Annotated in this window: 11 protein-coding genes; 10 read left to right on the forward strand and 1 reads right to left on the reverse strand. The window is 74.7% G+C overall.

From position 1 onward, the window contains the following. The first annotated feature begins 148 nt into the window (after nt 1-148). Complete coding sequence (locus ACZ3IL_RS19385) at nt 149-3,961, forward strand: glycosyltransferase family 2 protein (RefSeq protein WP_467391637.1); 3,813 nt, start codon at nt 149-151, stop codon at nt 3,959-3,961. After that, complete coding sequence (locus tag ACZ3IL_RS19390; protein WP_467391638.1) at nt 3,958-5,475, forward strand: DUF5719 family protein; 1,518 nt, start codon at nt 3,958-3,960, stop codon at nt 5,473-5,475. The genes ACZ3IL_RS19385 and ACZ3IL_RS19390 overlap by 4 nt, the downstream gene beginning before the upstream one ends. A 142-nt stretch (nt 5,476-5,617) precedes the next feature. Here ACZ3IL_RS19390 and ACZ3IL_RS19395 read toward each other — a convergent pair whose 3' ends face one another. Beyond that, complete coding sequence (locus tag ACZ3IL_RS19395; RefSeq protein ID WP_467391639.1) at nt 5,618-6,073, reverse strand: metallopeptidase family protein; 456 nt, start codon at nt 6,071-6,073, stop codon at nt 5,618-5,620. A gap of 414 nt (nt 6,074-6,487) precedes the next feature. Here ACZ3IL_RS19395 and ACZ3IL_RS19400 point away from each other — a divergent pair, with 414 nt between their 5' ends. The 8 genes from ACZ3IL_RS19400 to ACZ3IL_RS19435 all read left to right on the forward strand — a co-directional run bounded on the left by ACZ3IL_RS19400 (nt 6,488) and on the right by ACZ3IL_RS19435 (nt 15,352). After that, nucleotides 6,488-6,871 (forward strand): DUF3499 domain-containing protein, encoded by a 384-nt coding sequence (locus tag ACZ3IL_RS19400; protein ID WP_467391640.1) that lies wholly within the window; start codon nt 6,488-6,490, stop codon nt 6,869-6,871. A gap of 116 nt (nt 6,872-6,987) precedes the next feature. Further along, complete coding sequence (locus ACZ3IL_RS19405; RefSeq protein WP_467391641.1) at nt 6,988-8,355, forward strand: phosphomannomutase/phosphoglucomutase; 1,368 nt, start codon at nt 6,988-6,990, stop codon at nt 8,353-8,355. Nucleotides 8,356-8,459: 104 nt separating this feature from the next. Continuing rightward, complete coding sequence (locus tag ACZ3IL_RS19410; RefSeq protein WP_467391642.1) at nt 8,460-8,642, forward strand: Trm112 family protein; 183 nt, start codon at nt 8,460-8,462, stop codon at nt 8,640-8,642. Between the two features lie 431 nt (nt 8,643-9,073). After that, nucleotides 9,074-10,222 carry an SIS domain-containing protein gene (locus tag ACZ3IL_RS19415; RefSeq protein ID WP_467391643.1) on the forward strand — a complete coding sequence of 383 codons (1,149 nt, stop codon included), beginning with the start codon at nt 9,074-9,076 and terminating at the stop codon, nt 10,220-10,222. A 364-nt stretch (nt 10,223-10,586) separates the two neighbouring features. After that, the gene (manA, locus tag ACZ3IL_RS19420) at nt 10,587-11,738 is read left to right on the forward strand and encodes a mannose-6-phosphate isomerase, class I (protein WP_467391644.1); all 1,152 of its coding nucleotides are present in this window, start codon (nt 10,587-10,589) and stop codon (nt 11,736-11,738) included. A gap of 66 nt (nt 11,739-11,804) precedes the next feature. Further along, on the forward strand, nt 11,805-12,770 hold the full coding sequence (locus ACZ3IL_RS19425; protein WP_467391645.1) for a cation diffusion facilitator family transporter: 966 nt from the start codon (nt 11,805-11,807) through the stop codon (nt 12,768-12,770). Nucleotides 12,771-13,080: 310 nt separating this feature from the next. Next, complete coding sequence (ahcY, locus tag ACZ3IL_RS19430; protein WP_467391646.1) at nt 13,081-14,535, forward strand: adenosylhomocysteinase; 1,455 nt, start codon at nt 13,081-13,083, stop codon at nt 14,533-14,535. Between the two features lie 202 nt (nt 14,536-14,737). Continuing rightward, nucleotides 14,738-15,352, forward strand: coding sequence for a hypothetical protein (locus ACZ3IL_RS19435; protein ID WP_467391647.1), 615 nt, complete (start codon nt 14,738-14,740; stop codon nt 15,350-15,352). Nucleotides 15,353-16,520: the final 1,168 nt, after the last annotated feature.

A 16,520-nucleotide genomic window follows, 5' to 3' on the forward strand; every position in this document is an offset into this window, starting at 1 on the left:
CCCTCCCCGTGACCGTTCCGTCCGCTCTGTCCGGGGCCTCCGTCCACGGGGCGGCCGGCCCCTCCGCGCGAGCCGTTAGTGTGGGCCTCCGTCCGAGACGCTCCCCACGCCCCCCGCGGGCGACCCCGGCCGGAGGGCCCGTAGCTCGATGTCCTCAACTCCTGAGTTTCCGCGACACGTCGTCACCGCCGTGCTCGTCACCCACGACGGCGCCCGCTGGCTGCCGGACGCCCTGGCCGGCCTGCTCGCCCAGGAACGCCCCGCGCAGAACGTGATCGCGGCCGACACCGGCAGCGCCGACGACTCGGCACGGCTGGTCGCCGAGGCCATCGGCGACGACCGCGTCCTGCACCTCGCGCGCCGCACCGGCTTCGGCACCGCCGTCGACGAGGCCGCCCGCACCGCGCCCGTGCTCGGACCCGAGGACCTGCCCTACCTGAAGCGCCCCAGCGGCTGGGACCCCGTCAATCACACCTGGAACGACGAGGCGTACGACCTCCCCGAACTCCCGCACGGCGAACCGGTCCAGTGGCTCTGGCTCCTCCACGACGACTGCGCGCCCGAACCCGGCGCCCTCGCCGGACTCCTGCGCGTCGCCGACTCCGACGCGCACGCCGCCGTCATCGGCCCCAAACTGCGCGGCTGGTACGACCGGAAGCAGCTCCTGGAGACCGGCGTCTCCATCGCCCGCAGCGGCCGCCGCTGGACCGGCCTCGACCGCCGCGAGCAGGACCAGGGCCAGCACGACCAGGTCCGCTCCGTCCTCTCCGTCTCCACCGCCGGCATGCTGATCCGCCGTGACGTCTTCGAGGAGCTGGGCGGGTTCGACCGCCGGCTGCCCCTCATGCGCGACGACGTCGACCTGTGCTGGCGCGCCCACGCCGCCGGCCACCGCGTCCTCGTCGCTCCCGACGCCGTCCTGCGCCACGCCGAGGCCGCCGCCCGCGAGCGCCGCACCGTCGACTGCGCCGGCCGCACCGCCGCCAACCCGCACCGCGTCGACAAGGCCGGAGCCGTCTACACGCTCCTCGTCAACACCCGCGGCGCGGCCCTCCCCTACGTCTTCGTACGGCTCGTCCTCAGCACCCTGCTGCGCACCCTCGCCTACCTCGTCGGCAAGGTCCCCGTACAGGCCGTCGACGAGGTCATGGGCCTCTTCGCCGTCCTGCTGCGCCCCGAGAAGATCCTGGCCGCCCGCAGACGGCGCGGGAACCCCGCCGTCCCCGCGAGCGAGCTCCGCCCGCTCTTCCCGCCGCCCGGCGCCACCGTCCGCGCCGCCCTCGAACAGCTCACCGCCAACGTCGGCGGCGGCGAGGCCGAGTCCGGCGGCTCCCGGCGCGGTGTGGTCGAGTCGGGCCCCGGCGGCGACGACGCCGACTACCTGGAGATCGAGCAGTTCGCCCGGCTCAAGAAGATCGCCCGCCGCCCCGGCCCCGTGCTCTTCGCCCTCCTCCTCGCCGTCTCCCTCGTCGCCTGCCGCAACCTCTTCGCCGGCGGCTCGCTGGCCGGCGGCGCCCTGCTGCCCGCCCCCGACACCGTCTCCGGCCTCTGGTCCCGGTACGCCGACGCCTGGCACGCCCTCGGCACCGGCGGCACCCAGCCCGCCCCGCCGTACCTCGCCGTCCTGGCCGTGCTCTCCGCGCTGTTCCTCGGCTCCACCTCCACCGCGCTGACCCTGCTGCTCGTCTGCTCGGTCCCGCTCGCCGGCTTCACCGCCTACTTCGCCTCCCGGGGCATAGTCGGGTCCCGGCTCCTGCGCGCCTGGGGCGCCGTCGCGTACGCCTTCCTGCCCGCCGTCACCGGCGCCCTCGCCACCGGCCGCCTCGGCACCGCCGTCCTCGCGATCCTGCTCCCGCTGATCGCCCGCGCCGCCGTCGCCGCCCACGGCTTCAACCGGCCCGACCGGGGAAGCTGGCGCGCCACCTGGGCGTACACCCTCCTGCTCACCCTCACGACGGCCTTCACCCCGGTCGTCTGGCCGCTCGCCGTCCTCCTCGGCCTCGGCGTCCTCGCCGTGCGCCGCTCCGACATCACCGCGTACGGGCTCCGCTTCCTCGCCGCCGTCGGCACCCCGCTGCTCGTCCTCGCGCCCTGGTCGCTCACCCTTCTGACCAGTCCCTCCGCGTTCCTGCGCGAGGCGGGCGTCGACCTCCGCACGGGCACCGCCACCGCCCTCGACCTGCTCGGCACCAGCCCCGGCGGCCCCGGCACCACCGGTGGCCTCCTCCTGGCCGGCCTCGTCCTCGCGGGACTCGCCGGGCTGCTGCGCGAGGAGCGCCGGCTCGCCGTCCACGCCGCCTGGGCCGCCGCCCTCGCCGGACTCCTCCTCGCCGCCCTCTCCAACGGCGCGGGCGGCACCGGCTGGGCCGGGCCCGCCACCCTCGTCTACGGCGCCGCGCTCGTCGCCGCCGGCATGATCGGCGCCGAGGGCGGCCGCACCCGCGTCGCCGCCCACGGCTTCGGCTGGCGCCAGCCCGTCGCCGCGCTCGTCGCCCTCGCCTGCGCCGTCGGCCCCGCCGTCGCCGCCGTGAGCTGGATGATCGGTGGCGCCGACGGCCCGCTGACCCGCCGCGACCCGGTCCAGGTCCCCGCCTTCGTCGCGGAGGAGAGCGGCACCCGCGACCAGCCCCGCACCCTCGTCCTGGGCGGTTCCACGCCCGGCGAGGTCGCCTACACGCTGGTCCGCGGCTCCGGCGCCCGCCTCGGCGACGCCGAACTCGCCGCCGCCGCCGGGGACGACTCCCACCTCGACCGGGTCGTCGCCCGCCTCGTCGCCGGGTCCGGCGCCGACCAGACCCGGGAGCTCAGCGGCTACGCCGTCCGCTACGTCCTCGTGCGCGACGGGGCACCGCGCCAGGTGAGCCGCGTCCTCGACTCCACCCCCGGACTCAGCCGCCTCAGCCAGCTCGACGGCAGCGCCCTGTGGCGCGTGGACCGCGAGATCGCCCGGATCATGATCGTCCCGCCCGCCGCCGGGGCCGGGGCCCCGGCCGGCGAGGAGACCGCCAGGGCCGTCCCCGTCGCCGCCGGCCCCGTCGAGGCGCACACCGAGATCCCGGCGGGTCCCGGGGGCCGCGTCCTGCGCCTCGCCGACCGCACCGCCGAGGGCTGGACCGCCACCCTCGACGGCAAGGAGCTGAAGAGGACCACCGTCGACGGCTGGGCCCAGGGCTTCGAACTCCCCGCCGGGGGCGGCCGCCTCGACGTCACGTACGACGAGCCGTTCACCCACACCGCGTGGATCTGGACCCAGGTCGCCCTCTCCGTCGTCCTGGTCGTCCTGGCGCTGCCCGGCCGACGCCGCGAGATCGACGACGACCTGCCCGACGAAGAGGTCGCGATCCCGGCCCCGGCGGCCGAGGGCGACGGCCGCCGGGCCCGCCGCCTGCGCGCCGCGGCCGAGGCGGAGGCCGGGGCGGCCGGCACACCGGAGGGCGAACCGTCCCGGGACCCGCAGGCCCCGGCCCCGGCCGCCGTCCCGATTCCGGAGCAGCAGTCCCACGAACAGCAGGTCCACGCACAGCAGCCCCCCGAGCAGCAGCCCCCCGAGCAGCAGTCCCAGGAACAGCGGTCCCCCGAGGAGCGGGAGTGGGAGGGCGGGTACGACCCCGCCTACGCCCAGGCCCAGCCCTACGCGGACCAGGGCTACTACCAGGAGTACGCGGCCGACCCGCACCAGCAGCCGTACGCGTACCCCCAGCAGGGTCAGGGTTACGACCCCCGGGGTCAGAGCTACGACCAGCAGGGACAGGGTTACGACCCCCAAGGCCAGGGCTACGACCAGCAGGGTCAGGACTACGACCCGCAGGGCCAGGGGTACGCCCCGCAGGGCCACGATCCGCAGCAGTACGGCGGGCAGGGCTACGACCCGCAGCGGCAGTACGACCCCTACGGGTACGGCTACGGGCACCCCCAGGGCCACGAGACCGAGCAGCGTCCCGACGGGAGCAGCAACCAGTGAAGCGCACGACCCTCTCCCTGATCGCGGGCACCACGGCCCTCGCCGCCGTCACCGGCTTCGCCGCCCTCACCGCCCCGGACGGCACCGCCGCTCCCACCGCGGCGAAGTCCACCACCCGGCTGCCGGTCGAGCGCGCGAGCCTCACCTGCCCGGCCCCCAGCGGCTCCGAGGTGGCCGAGACCGTCTACACCTCGTACACCCCGGCGGGCACGGACACGGGCACGGGCAAGGACGCGGGCTCCGGCGGAGCCGACCGGCCGGCGGCCCTCCTGCGGGCCGCCGCGACGGCCGCCGGCGGGGCCGGCAGGAAGCCCCAGGCGCCCCCCGCCACCGTCACCGCCCCCGGCAAGCCCGTCACCGCCGAGGCCGACGGCGCGGCGGTGCCCGCCCTCACCGGCTCGGCGACCGGCGCCCTGGCCCCCGGCTGGACCGTCCAGCAGACCACCGCCGTCCCGGCCGGCGGCGCGCGCGGCCTCCTCGGCCTCACCTGCGGCGCCCCCGACACCGACTTCTGGTTCCCGGCGGCCTCCACCGCCAAGGAGCGCCAGGACTACGTCCACCTCACCAACCCGGACGACACGGCGGCCGTCGCCGACATCGAGCTGTACGGCCCCGGGGGCGTCCTCAAGTCCCAGTTCACCGAGGGCGTTCCGGTGCCCGCCCGCTCCACGGTTCCCGTCCTCCTCCCCACCCTCACCGGCGAGGCGGCGCAGCGGGACGTCACCGTCCACGTCACCACCCGCAGCGGGCGCGTCGGCGCGGCCGTCGCCGTCGCCGACGGAAAGCTCGGCAGCGACTGGCTCGCCGCCTCGGCCGACCCGGCGAGCAGCGTGGTGCTGCCCGGCATCCCGGGCGACGCCACCTCCGTACGGCTCGTGGCCTTCGCGCCCGGCGAAGACGACGCCGACCTGAAGATCCAGCTCGCCACCGCGACCGGCGCGATCGTCCCGGCGAGCGCCGGCTCCCTGCACGTGAAGTCCGGCATGACGGCCTCCGTCGACCTGCCGGACCTCACCCGCGGCGAGGCGGGCTCCCTGCTCCTCACCCCGAGCGACCCGAAGAAGGCCACCCCGGTGGTGGCGGCCCTCCAGGTGGTCCGGGGCAAGGGCGCGAACACCGAGGTCGCCTTCGTCCCGGCGGCCGCGGCGGTCTCCGCCCGCGCGACGGTCGCCGACAACCGCGCCCGGGCCTCGACGCTCTTCCTGACCGCTCCCGGCGCCGCCGCGCAGGTCAAGGTCACGGCCTCGGCCGGTTCGGGCGCGGGCACGCCGGTGTCGAGGACGGTCACGGTCAAGGCGGGCACGACGGCGACCCTCACCGACCTCGTCCCCCAGGGCCTCAAGGGCTCCTACGCGCTGACCGTCGAACCGGTCTCCGGCGGCAAGGTGCACGCGGCCCGGATGCTCGCGGTGCCCCGGGACGGCGTCCCGATGTTCACCGTCCAGGTCCTCACCGACGACCGGGGCACGGTCGAGGTCCCGTCGGCCCGCCAGGACCTGGGAGTGCTGGACTGACCCTCCGCCGGGACGCGCGGGCCGCGACCGCGCCCGTACGGGCCGGAGGGCCGCCCCGTACGGGCACCCGGGTCCCGCCCGCAGGGACCCGGGGCGGCCCCGTACGGGAGCGGACGCCGGTCCCGTACGGGCGGACGGGACGTCAGTCCTGCCCGTACCGGGGGTCCACCGATTCGGGGGAGAGCCCGAGGAGTTCCGCGACCTGCTCCACGACCACCTCGTGGACGAGGAGGGCCCGTTCGTCCCGGCTCTTGGAGCGGAGTTCGACCGGCCGCCGGTAGACGACCACCCGGGCGGGCTCGCCCTTCCCGGCCGGGACCGAGCCGCCCAGCGGCACCGTCTCGCCCGGCACGGGCGGCGGCACCTCCAGGACCATGAACTCGACGTCGGCCAGCTGCGGCCAGCGCCGTTCGAGGCGCTCCACCGAGTCCAGCACCAGATCGCGGAAGGTGTCGGCGCGGCTCGTGGAGAGCGGCACCTGCGGCGGGGCGACCGGCCCGCGCATCCCGCGGCCGTGCCGGTCGCGTCGGCGGACCCGCGGCTCCGCCGGGGGCTCCCCGGGAAGGTGCGAAGGGCTCGGTGGCACGGGACTGTCCATCACTGACGCAGCGTAACCCTCCCCGTCCCCCGATGCCGGGCACTCCCGCGCCGTCCCTCCCGCGCCGCCCTCGCGCCCCTCCCGCGCCGTCCCTCCCGCACCGCCCCCGTCGCCCGCGCGCCCTTCCCGTGCCGTCGCCCGTCTCCCGCGCGGCCTGTCGAAACCTGAACATTCCGGCCAATCGCCTGTCCGGTACGGAACCCGGTCACGATCGGCCATCTGGCCCCGGTTGACCGGATTCATATCCCAAAGTGTCCGGATCGCCCCCATTCCCCGAACCCCCGTCAGGCCTTCCCCGCAGGTCGGACCGGCCGGTCCGGGCGGCGGTATGGCGGAGGTCACACCGCGACACGGTGGAGTGACCCGAGGGAGGGTCGTCGCGGCCCGCTCAAGAGTGCGGTACCGTCCAACGTCGTGAGCCCTGTACGTCGCTGTTCGCGCACCGCGTGCGGCCGCCCTGCCGTCGCGACACTGACGTACGTCTATGCCGACTCGACTGCGGTCCTCGGCCCGCTCGCCACCTACGCCGAGCCCCACTGCTACGACCTGTGCGCCGAGCACAGCGAACGCCTCACCGCCCCGCGCGGGTGGGAAGTGGTGCGGCTCTCCGACAGTTCCGCCCCGGTCCGCCCCAGCGGCGACGACCTCGAAGCCCTCGCCAACGCGGTGCGGGAGGCGGCCCGTCCCCACGAGCGCGCGGCCGAGGCCGGCGGCAAGGGCGGCGGAGGCCGCGGCGGCGACCCCATGGAGGTCGGCCGCCGGGGACACCTCAGGGTGCTCCGTTCGCCCGACAACTGACGACAACGGAGCACAACCGGCCACCCTCCCGGTTCGCCCGCCCCGCTCCGGGTAGTTTGGGCGTTCCGTACAACACGCGCCGTACACGCGTGCCCATGACTCAGGAGGGTGGATCCGTGACTGCCGATCTGTCGCAGATCGTGAAGGCGTACGACATCCGCGGAGTGGTGCCCGACCAGTGGGACGAGCCGCTCGCCGAACTCTTCGGCGCCGCCTTCGTCCGGGTGACGGACGCGGACGCGATCGTCGTCGGCCACGACATGCGCCCCTCGTCGCCCGGCCTGGCGGGCGCCTTCGCGCGCGGCGCGGCCCGCCTCGGCGCCGACGTCACCCTCATCGGTCTCTGCTCCACCGACCAGCTGTACTTCGCCTCCGGCAGCCTCGGCCTGCCCGGCGCGATGTTCACCGCCTCCCACAACCCCGCCCAGTACAACGGCATCAAGATGTGCCGGGCCGGAGCCGCCCCCGTCGGCCAGGACAGCGGTCTCGCCGACATCCGCGCCCTCGCCGAGGAATGGTCCGAGAAGGGCGCCCCGGAGGCCGCCGCCACCCCCGGCACGATCACCGAGCGGGACACCCTCGACGACTACGCCGCCCACCTCAAGGGCCTCGTGGACCTCACGGACATCCGCCCCCTGAAGGTCGTCGTGGACGCGGGCAACGGCATGGGCGGCCACACCGTCCCCACCGTCTTCGAGGGGCTCCCGCTCGACACCGTCCCGATGTACTTCGAACTGGACGGCACCTTCCCGAACCACGAGGCCAACCCGCTCGACCCGAAGAACATCGTCGACCTCCAGGCCCGCGTCCGCGAGGAGGGCGCCGACATCGGCCTCGCCTTCGACGGCGACGCCGACCGCTGCTTCGTCGTCGACGAGCGGGGCGAGCCGGTCTCCCCGTCCGCGATCACGGCCCTCGTCGCCGCCCGCGAACTCGCCAAGCACCCCGGCGGAACGATCATCCACAACCTGATCACCTCCTGGTCCGTGCCCGAGGTCGTCCGCGAGCAGGGCGGCGAGGCCGTCCGCACCCGCGTCGGCCACTCCTTCATCAAGGAGGAGATGGCGAAGACCGGGGCGATCTTCGGCGGCGAGCACTCGGCGCACTACTACTTCCGGGACTTCTGGAACGCCGACACGGGCATGCTCGCCGCCCTCCACGTCCTCGCGGCCCTCGGCGGCCAGCAGGGCACCCTCTCGGAGCTGGTCGCCGTCTACGACCGCTACGCCGCCTCCGGCGAGATCAACTCGACCGTCGCCGACCAGGCCGCCAGCACCGCCCGGGTCAGGGCGGCGTACGAGGGCGGGGACGGGATCGCCCTCGACGAGCTCGACGGCCTCACCGTGACCGCCGGGGACTGGTGGTTCAACCTCCGGGCCTCCAACACCGAACCGCTGCTCCGCCTCAACGTCGAGGCCCGCGACGAGGCCACCATGGCCCGGGTCCGCGACGAGGTCCTCGCCCTGGTCCGGGCGGCGGACTGACCCCGCGCCGGACGCCGGGGCACGGGGCCGTCCCCGTTCCCCGGCGGTAGGCTGACCCGGCCCGAAGGGCAGTACCACCACCGTTCGTCCGAAGGGACCATCCCATGCCGCTCGAAGCCGGCCTCCTGGAGATCCTGGCCTGTCCCGCGTGCCACGCTCCGCTGAACGACCGCACGGCGGACGAGACCCCGGAACTGGTCTGCACGGGCGCCGACTGCGGCCTCGCCTACCCGGTCCGCGACGGCATCCCGGTCCTCCTCACCGACGAGGCCCGCCGCCCGTCGTGACCGCCGCGTCCCGGGGGACGGCGCGGGGCCGGTGGCCCCGCGCCCCCCTCCCGCCCCCGGGAGGCAGCCGTCCGGCCGTACGGGGACCGGGCCGTCCCCGCGCGCACGACGGGTGACACCCGCCGGGGCCGGACCCGGCACCGGCCCCGCGCGACCGGTCACCGCCCGGGGGAGGACCCGCACCCCGGGACGGCCCGGACGGCGGGGACCGGAGCGGGACGCACCGCACGCGGGCCGGACGGCCCCGGACCCGCACCCCGGCGCACCGACGCCGGCCCCGCAACGGCCCCGCGCCCCGCCGGACCCGCACGCGCGGACGTCCCGGCCACGTCCCGCGACACCACGCCCCACGGAGCCCGTCGGGGAAATCCCGCACCCACCCCGAGGCACCCCGCCAGGGGAACCCCCACCCCACCCCCGGGAGGCACCAGATGCTCGACGAGAACCTCCTCGACGCCCCGGACGACCTCGCCCTGGCCGACCGCCGCGGCCTCCTCCTCGGGGCCGCCGAGGCCGGCGCGCGGGTACGGACCGCCGCCCGCCACGCGGCCGAGGCCGGCATCGCGGACCTCCGCCCCGAGGGCCGCCCCCGCGCGGTCCTCGTCGCGGGCCCCGGCACCGCCGCCACCGGCGTCGCCGACCTGATCGGCGCCCTCGCCGGAGCCGCCGCCCCCGTCGTACGGCTCCGTCCCACCGGCGTCGCCCCCGCCGGCGGCGCCCTGCGCTGGGCGCTGCCCGGCTGGGCCGGCTCCGTGGACCTGCTGCTGCTCCCCACCACCGACGGTTCCGAACCGGGCCTCGCGCTCCTGGCCGAACAGGCGTACCGCCGGGGCCTCACGGTCGTCGCCGTCGCCCCCCGGGGCTGCCCGCTCACGGAGACGGTCAGCGGCTCGCACGGCCTGTTCGTCCCGATGGCCGTCGCCCCGAACGAACTCCCCGACGAGTACGCCGAGAACATCGCGGCCAGCCCCGGCGCCCTCTGGGCCCTGTTTACCCCGCTGCTCGCCCTCCTCAACCGCCTCGGCCTCCTGGAGGCGCCCCCGGAGGCCCTGGAGAAGGTCGCCGACCGCCTCGACCGCACGGCCGAACGCTGCGGCCCGGCCGTCGCCACCTACGACAACCCGGCGAAGACGCTCGCCGCCGAGCTGGCGGACTCGCTCCCGCTGATCTGGACCGAGGGCGACGCGGCGGGCCCGGTCGGCCGCCGCTTCGCCGCCGTCCTCGCCGAACTGGCCGGCCAGCCCGCCCTCGCCGCGGAACTCCCCGAGGCGCTGCCCGCGCACGGCGTCCTGCTCACCGGCGGCTACGCGGCGGGCGCCGACCCCGACGACTTCTTCCGCGACCGGGTCGAGGAGCCGCAGGCCCTGCGCGCCCGGGTGGTCCTGCTCCGCGACCGGCCGGCCGACGGCCTCAGCGCCGCGCCCGCCGCCCGGGAACTGGCCCTCGGCCACGACACGGCCGTCAGCGAACTGGAACCGGAGGAGGGCGGCGCCCTGGAGACGCTCGCCGAACTCCTCGCCGTGACCGACTTCGCGGCCGTCTACCTGGCCCTGGCCACCCCGGACCGCGCGACCCCGTAGACACCCGGACCGCGCGACCCCGGACCGCGCGACCCCGGACCGCGCGACCCCGGGCCGCGCGACCCCGGCCCCGCGGCCCGCCGGGCCCGGACCCGGTGCCGGCCCGGGTGCCGACCGGGCCACGGCCCCGGCTCCGTCCACCCGGACCCCGGCCCCGTGTCCGGTCCCGTGTCCGGGCCCCGCACGCCCCGGAGCGGCAACCAGTACGGGGCACCCCGAACCGCCCCGTACCCCGTACCCCCGTCCGCTCCGCCCGGGCCTCCGTCCCCGTCCACCGTCCCGACACCCGCCCGTCACCCACCCCCTGTCATCTGTCTCGCGACACACCACACGTCCGCCACCACCCGAGGAGCCGGCAGGCACCATGGACCGCCTCGTCAACACCGTCCGCCCCTACGCCTGGGGTTCCACGACGGCCATCCCCGACCTGCTCGGCACCACCCCCACCGGCGAGCCCCAGGCCGAGATGTGGATGGGCGCCCACCCCGGCGCCCCCTCCCTCACCGGGCGGGGCCCGCTGAACCGGCTCATCGACGCCGACCCCGTACGCGAACTGGGCGAGCGGACCGTCGAGAAGTTCGGCCCGCGCCTCCCCTTCCTGTTCAAGATCCTCGCCGCCGGCGCCCCGCTCTCCCTCCAGGTCCACCCCGATCTCGAACAGGCCCGCGCGGGCTTCGCCGCGGAGGAGGCCGCCGGCATCCCGGTCGACGCCCCGCACCGCACCTACAAGGACGCCAACCACAAGCCCGAGCTGATCTGCGCCCTCACCCCCTTCGAGGGGTTCTGCGGCTTCCGCGACCCGGCCGGCGCCGGCGACCTGATGGCCGGGCTCGGCGTCGACTCCCTCAAGCCGTACGTGGACCTGCTGCACGCCCGTCCCGCCGGGGCCGCGCTCCGCGAGGTCCTGACCGCGCTCCTCACCGCCGACCCCGACGAGACGGCGCGCACCGTCGACGAGGCCGCCGGGGCCGCCGACCGCCTCGGCGGCGTCTACGCCCCGTACGCGACCCTCGCCCACCACCACCCGCACGACCCCGGCGTCCTCGCCGCGATGCTCCTCCACCACGTGCGGCTCCAGCCCGGCGAGGCCCTCTACCTCGGCGCGGGCGTCCCGCACGCCTACCTCGACGGCCTTGGCGTCGAGATCATGGCCAACTCCGACAACGTGCTGCGCTGCGGCCTCACCCCCAAGCACGTGGACGTCCCCGAACTCCTCGGGGTCGTCCGCTTCGACCCGGCCGACCCGGCCGTCCTCCGCCCCGAGGCCTCCCCGGAGGGCGAAGAGGTCTACGAGACCCCGACCGACGAGTTCCGCCTCTCCCGCTTCGTGCGGGCCGAGGGCGCCGCCCCGGCCGACCTCACCGCCCCCACCCCCCAGATCCTGCTCGCCGTCGCCGGACGGCCCCGGGCGGGGGAGACGGACCTCGCCCCGGGCGAGTCCGTCTTCGTACCGGCGGGAGAGGGCATCCAACTGTCCGGAGCGGGTACGGTCTTCCGCGCCACCGTCATTGCCTGATGCGACAATGACCGGCCGAACGACGGCCAGCGAGCCGGAGAACCGACGAAGGGACCACGTACACCCATGAGCGCGTCAGGCGGAACCAAGGCGATCGTGGCGGCACTCGCCGCCAACCTCGCGATCGCCGCAGCCAAGTTCGTGGCGTTCCTGTTCAGCGGCTCGTCCTCGATGCTCGCCGAGAGCGTCCACTCGCTCGCCGACTCCGGCAACCAGGGACTGCTGCTCGTCGGCGGCAAGAAGGCCCAGCGCGAGGCGACCCCGCAGCACCCCTTCGGCTATGGCCGCGAACGGTACATCTACGCCTTCCTCGTCTCCATCGTGCTCTTCTCCGTCGGCGGCATGTTCGCCGTCTACGAGGGCTACGAGAAGATCAAGGACCCCCACGAGATCGAGGCCTGGTACTGGCCGGTCGGCGTCCTCGTCTTCGCGATCATCGCCGAGTCCTTCTCCTTCCGCACCGCCATCAAGGAGTCGAACCCGCTCCGCGGCGACCTCTCCTGGAAGGAGTTCGTCCGCCGGGCCAAGGCCCCCGAGCTGCCCGTCGTCCTGCTTGAGGACCTCGGCGCCCTCGTCGGACTCGTCCTCGCCCTCGGCGGCGTCGGCCTCGCCCTCCTCACCGGCAACGGCGTCTGGGACGGCATCGGCACCCTCTGCATCGGCGTCCTGCTCATCCTGATCGCGCTCGTGCTCGCCGGCGAGACCAAGTCGCTGCTCCTCGGCGAGGCCGCGGGCGTCGACGAGGTCAGGAGGATCGAGGCGGCCGTGGTGGACGGCGAGACCGTCACCCGCCTCATCCACATGCGCACGCTCCACCTCGGCCCCGACGAACTCCTCGTCGCCGCCAAGATCGCCGTCCGGCACGACGACACCGCCGCCGACGTCGCGCGCGCCATCGACGCCGCCGAGGCACGCGTCCGCGCCGCCGTCCCGATCGCCCGGGTCATCTACCTGGAGCCGGACATCTACAGCGAGAAGGAGGCCGCGGCGGGCCCCGACCCGTCCGCGACCCCGGGGGGCACCGGCCACTGACCCCGTCCCGCCCCACTGAGGCCCCCGGAACCCCGCGGCTCCGGGGGCCCCGGCACGTCCGCACGGAGCCCCGCGCCCTCTCCCCGGCTCGATCCGGACTGTGGCCCGCCGCGCCGGTCGGTGTAGATTCGTGACCAGCCAGACGTCGCTGCTGATGGCGGTCGGGCGGTCCCGGGACCGGCCGAGGGAGAGAGGGCCTCCGACGACGGCACCATGGAAGGACCCGGGCATCCGTATGCCCAGGGGCCCCGCCGCGGTGCCCGGCGCCCCGACCGACCCTCGCACCCGATCCACGAGGAGCAGCCCCGTCATGACGACTGTCGCCCACCAGGACTTCAAGGTCGCCGACCTCTCCCTGGCCGTTTTCGGCCGCAAGGAGATCACCCTCGCCGAGCACGAGATGCCCGGTCTGATGTCGATCCGCCGCGAGTACGCCGAGCAGCAGCCGCTGGCCGGCGCCCGGATCACCGGCTCCCTGCACATGACCGTGCAGACCGCCGTCCTCATCGAGACCCTCGTCGCGCTCGGCGCCGAGGTCCGCTGGGCCTCCTGCAACATCTTCTCCACCCAGGACCACGCCGCCGCGGCCATCGCCGTCGGCCCCAACGGCACCCCGGAGAACCCCCAGGGCGTCCCGGTCTTCGCCTGGAAGGGCGAGACCCTGGAGGAGTACTGGTGGTGCACCGAGCAGGCCCTGACCTGGCCGAACACGCCCACCGGCGGCCCGAACATGATCCTGGACGACGGTGGTGACGCCACCCTCCTCGTCCACAAGGGCGTCGAGTTCGAGAAGGCCGGCTCCGCCCCGGACCCGTCCACCGCGGACAGCGAGGAGTACGCCCACATCCTGCGCCTCCTCAACCGCACCCTCACCGAGAACCCGCAGAAGTGGACCCAGCTGGCGTCCGAGATCCGCGGCGTGACGGAGGAGACCACGACGGGCGTCCACCGCCTGTACGAGATGCACCGCGACGGAACGCTGCTGTTCCCGGCGATCAACGTGAACGACGCCGTGACGAAGTCGAAGTTCGACAACAAGTACGGCTGCCGGCACTCCCTCATCGACGGCATCAACCGGGCCACCGATGTCCTCATCGGCGGCAAGACGGCCGTGGTCTGCGGCTACGGCGACGTCGGCAAGGGCTGCGCCGAGTCCCTGCGCGGCCAGGGCGCCCGCGTGATCATCACCGAGATCGACCCGATCTGCGCGCTCCAGGCGGCGATGGACGGCTACCAGGTCACGACCCTGGACGACGTCGTCGAGACCGCCGACATCTTCATCACCACCACCGGCAACAAGGACATCATCATGGCCGGTGACATGGCCCGGATGAAGCACCAGGCCATCGTCGGGAACATCGGCCACTTCGACAACGAGATCGACATGGCCGGTCTCGCGCAGATCCCGGGCATCGTCAAGGACGAGGTCAAGCCGCAGGTCCACACCTGGACGTTCCCCGACGGCAAGGTCCTCATCGTGCTGTCCGAGGGCCGCCTGCTGAACCTGGGCAACGCGACCGGCCACCCCTCCTTCGTGATGTCGAACTCCTTCGCGGACCAGACCCTGGCCCAGATCGAGCTCTTCACCAAGCCGGAGGAGTACCCGACCGACGTCTACGTCCTCCCGAAGCACCTGGACGAGAAGGTCGCCCGTCTCCACCTGGACGCGCTGGGCGTCAAGCTGACGACCCTGCGTCCGGAGCAGGCCGCCTACATCGGCGTCGAGGTCGAGGGCCCGTACAAGCCCGACCACTACCGCTACTGATGTCCCGGCCGGCGGCGCCCGCGCGCTGACGCGACGCCGTCCCGGACAGCAGGACCGGACCCCGCCCGGGGCCGCCCCCGTGAAGGGACGGCCCCGGAGGGACGAGCACCCGGCCAGGCCCCCCGCACCCCCGTGCCGGGGGGCCTGCCCCGTCCAGCCCCCGCCCCCGCTCCTGGAAGCGCCCCCTCCCGAGGACCGCCCCATGCCCCGCGGCCGTTATTCACTCCATGACCCGCACGATCACACCCCCCTCGGCGAAGAACACTTCCACTGCGCGCCCGGCCCCTCGGGCTGGCGCTACGTCTCGCAGACCACCACCCCCTCCGGCGACCACGCGGGCTCCGTCGACCTGGCCGTCGACGAACTCGGCCGCCCCATCCGTCTCGAACTGCACGCCGCGAGCTGGCAGGTCCGCGGCGCGGCCCTCGACGGCGTCACCTGGGTCCGCACGGACCCCACCGGAACCCACGCCACCGAAGGCAATGTGCGCGCCCACGCCTTCACCGGCACGTCCCCGGCGTTCCTCGTCGCCCTCACGCGACTTCTGCGTCTCACCCCCCGCTCCCCCGAGACCCGTGTCAGGCTCGTCGCCTTCACGGTTCCGGTCCTCGCCCCCCTCACGGTCGACCAGTCCTGGGCCCTGCTGAAAAGTGAAGCGCACCCCACTGACAACGGCCCCCTGACAGTGGACGAGTACCAGGTCAGCACCCTGGACACCGGCGAGCGGCACACCGTCCACATCGCCGGCGACGTGGTCCTCGCGGCCCCCGGCATCGAACTCGAGGACCTGGACACCCCGCCCTCGGTCTTCTCCTGACCCCAGGACCACCGGGACCCGGGCGGACGGCACGAAGCCGGGCCCGGCGCCCCGCGCACGCGAGGCACCGGGCGTACTGGGTGCTGGCTCCTCGCGCACGTGAGGCACCGGCGCACCGCCGGCACCGCCGAGAGGCCGAGCCGGGCGAAGCGCCCAGTGCCCCGCGAGCCACGGCGGCGGGGCGGCACGACCGGGACCCGTGACGCGGGCATTCGTTCCCGCACGACCGGAGTTCCCGCGCGCACGTCCCCGAGCTGCCCCCCGCGTTCGGACACCAGCCGCACGGAACGAGCGACGACCCCGAAGACCATCAGGATCTCCATGACGCCCGTGGCCCCCGTGCCGACGCGTGCCGGAACCGGATCGGGCCGCCGTCGTCCCGCAGCCCGGCTTATTGGGCGGCCGCCCGAGGGACAGCGTCTCCACCGCGACCGCCCTCCGCGAGCAGGAACAGGAAGAACGCGACCGCGGCCGGTCCTGGAACAGCGGCCAAGCACGGACCTCGATGTCCAAGCCACCGCCCACCGCACGGAGTGGAAACGCCCCGACCGCCTCCTGTACCGGGACGGCGGATTCACCGACACCGAGGTCGACGAACTCGTCGCGCTGTACCAGCGCACGACCACCCGCCTCCCGGTCGTCCGCTCCAACACCCCGGCCCCTCGTACACGGGGCCGACTCACCGGCTCACGGCCCAGGCGCGTGCCACCGGCGCCAATTGCCGTGCGGCCCTCGCGGAACAGGGCCGTGTCGCCAAGGCGGTGTTCCTGGCGCGGGTCCACGTGCTCGGCGACCGGGGGCCTGGAAGGGGCCGGCCGCAGCGCCACGCCCCCACCGCGGCCTGATGTGCGTACGGCCCCGTCGAGCTGCTAGTCTCCTCCGGTGCCCGCGAAAGCCGTTGACACGGCGATCGCGGGGAGGTAGATTTGAACAGTTGCCTAGAGCTGGACAGCTCGGCAGCAACCAAGTAAAGTCTCACTCACTCCGGTCGGAAATCAATTCCACGGAGTCACTCCGATTCTTATCCGAATCACGAAAGCTACCGATTAGGTCGGCCGAAATGAATCTGATAAAGTCGGAACCGCCGGAAGGGCCCGGAGCGAAAGCGAAACGGGGCCGGAAAGCACCGCCGAAATCGGGCCGGAAACGGTCTGGTAGAGTCGGAAAC

It is taken from the genome of Streptomyces sp. NPDC014907 (assembly GCF_055562975.1).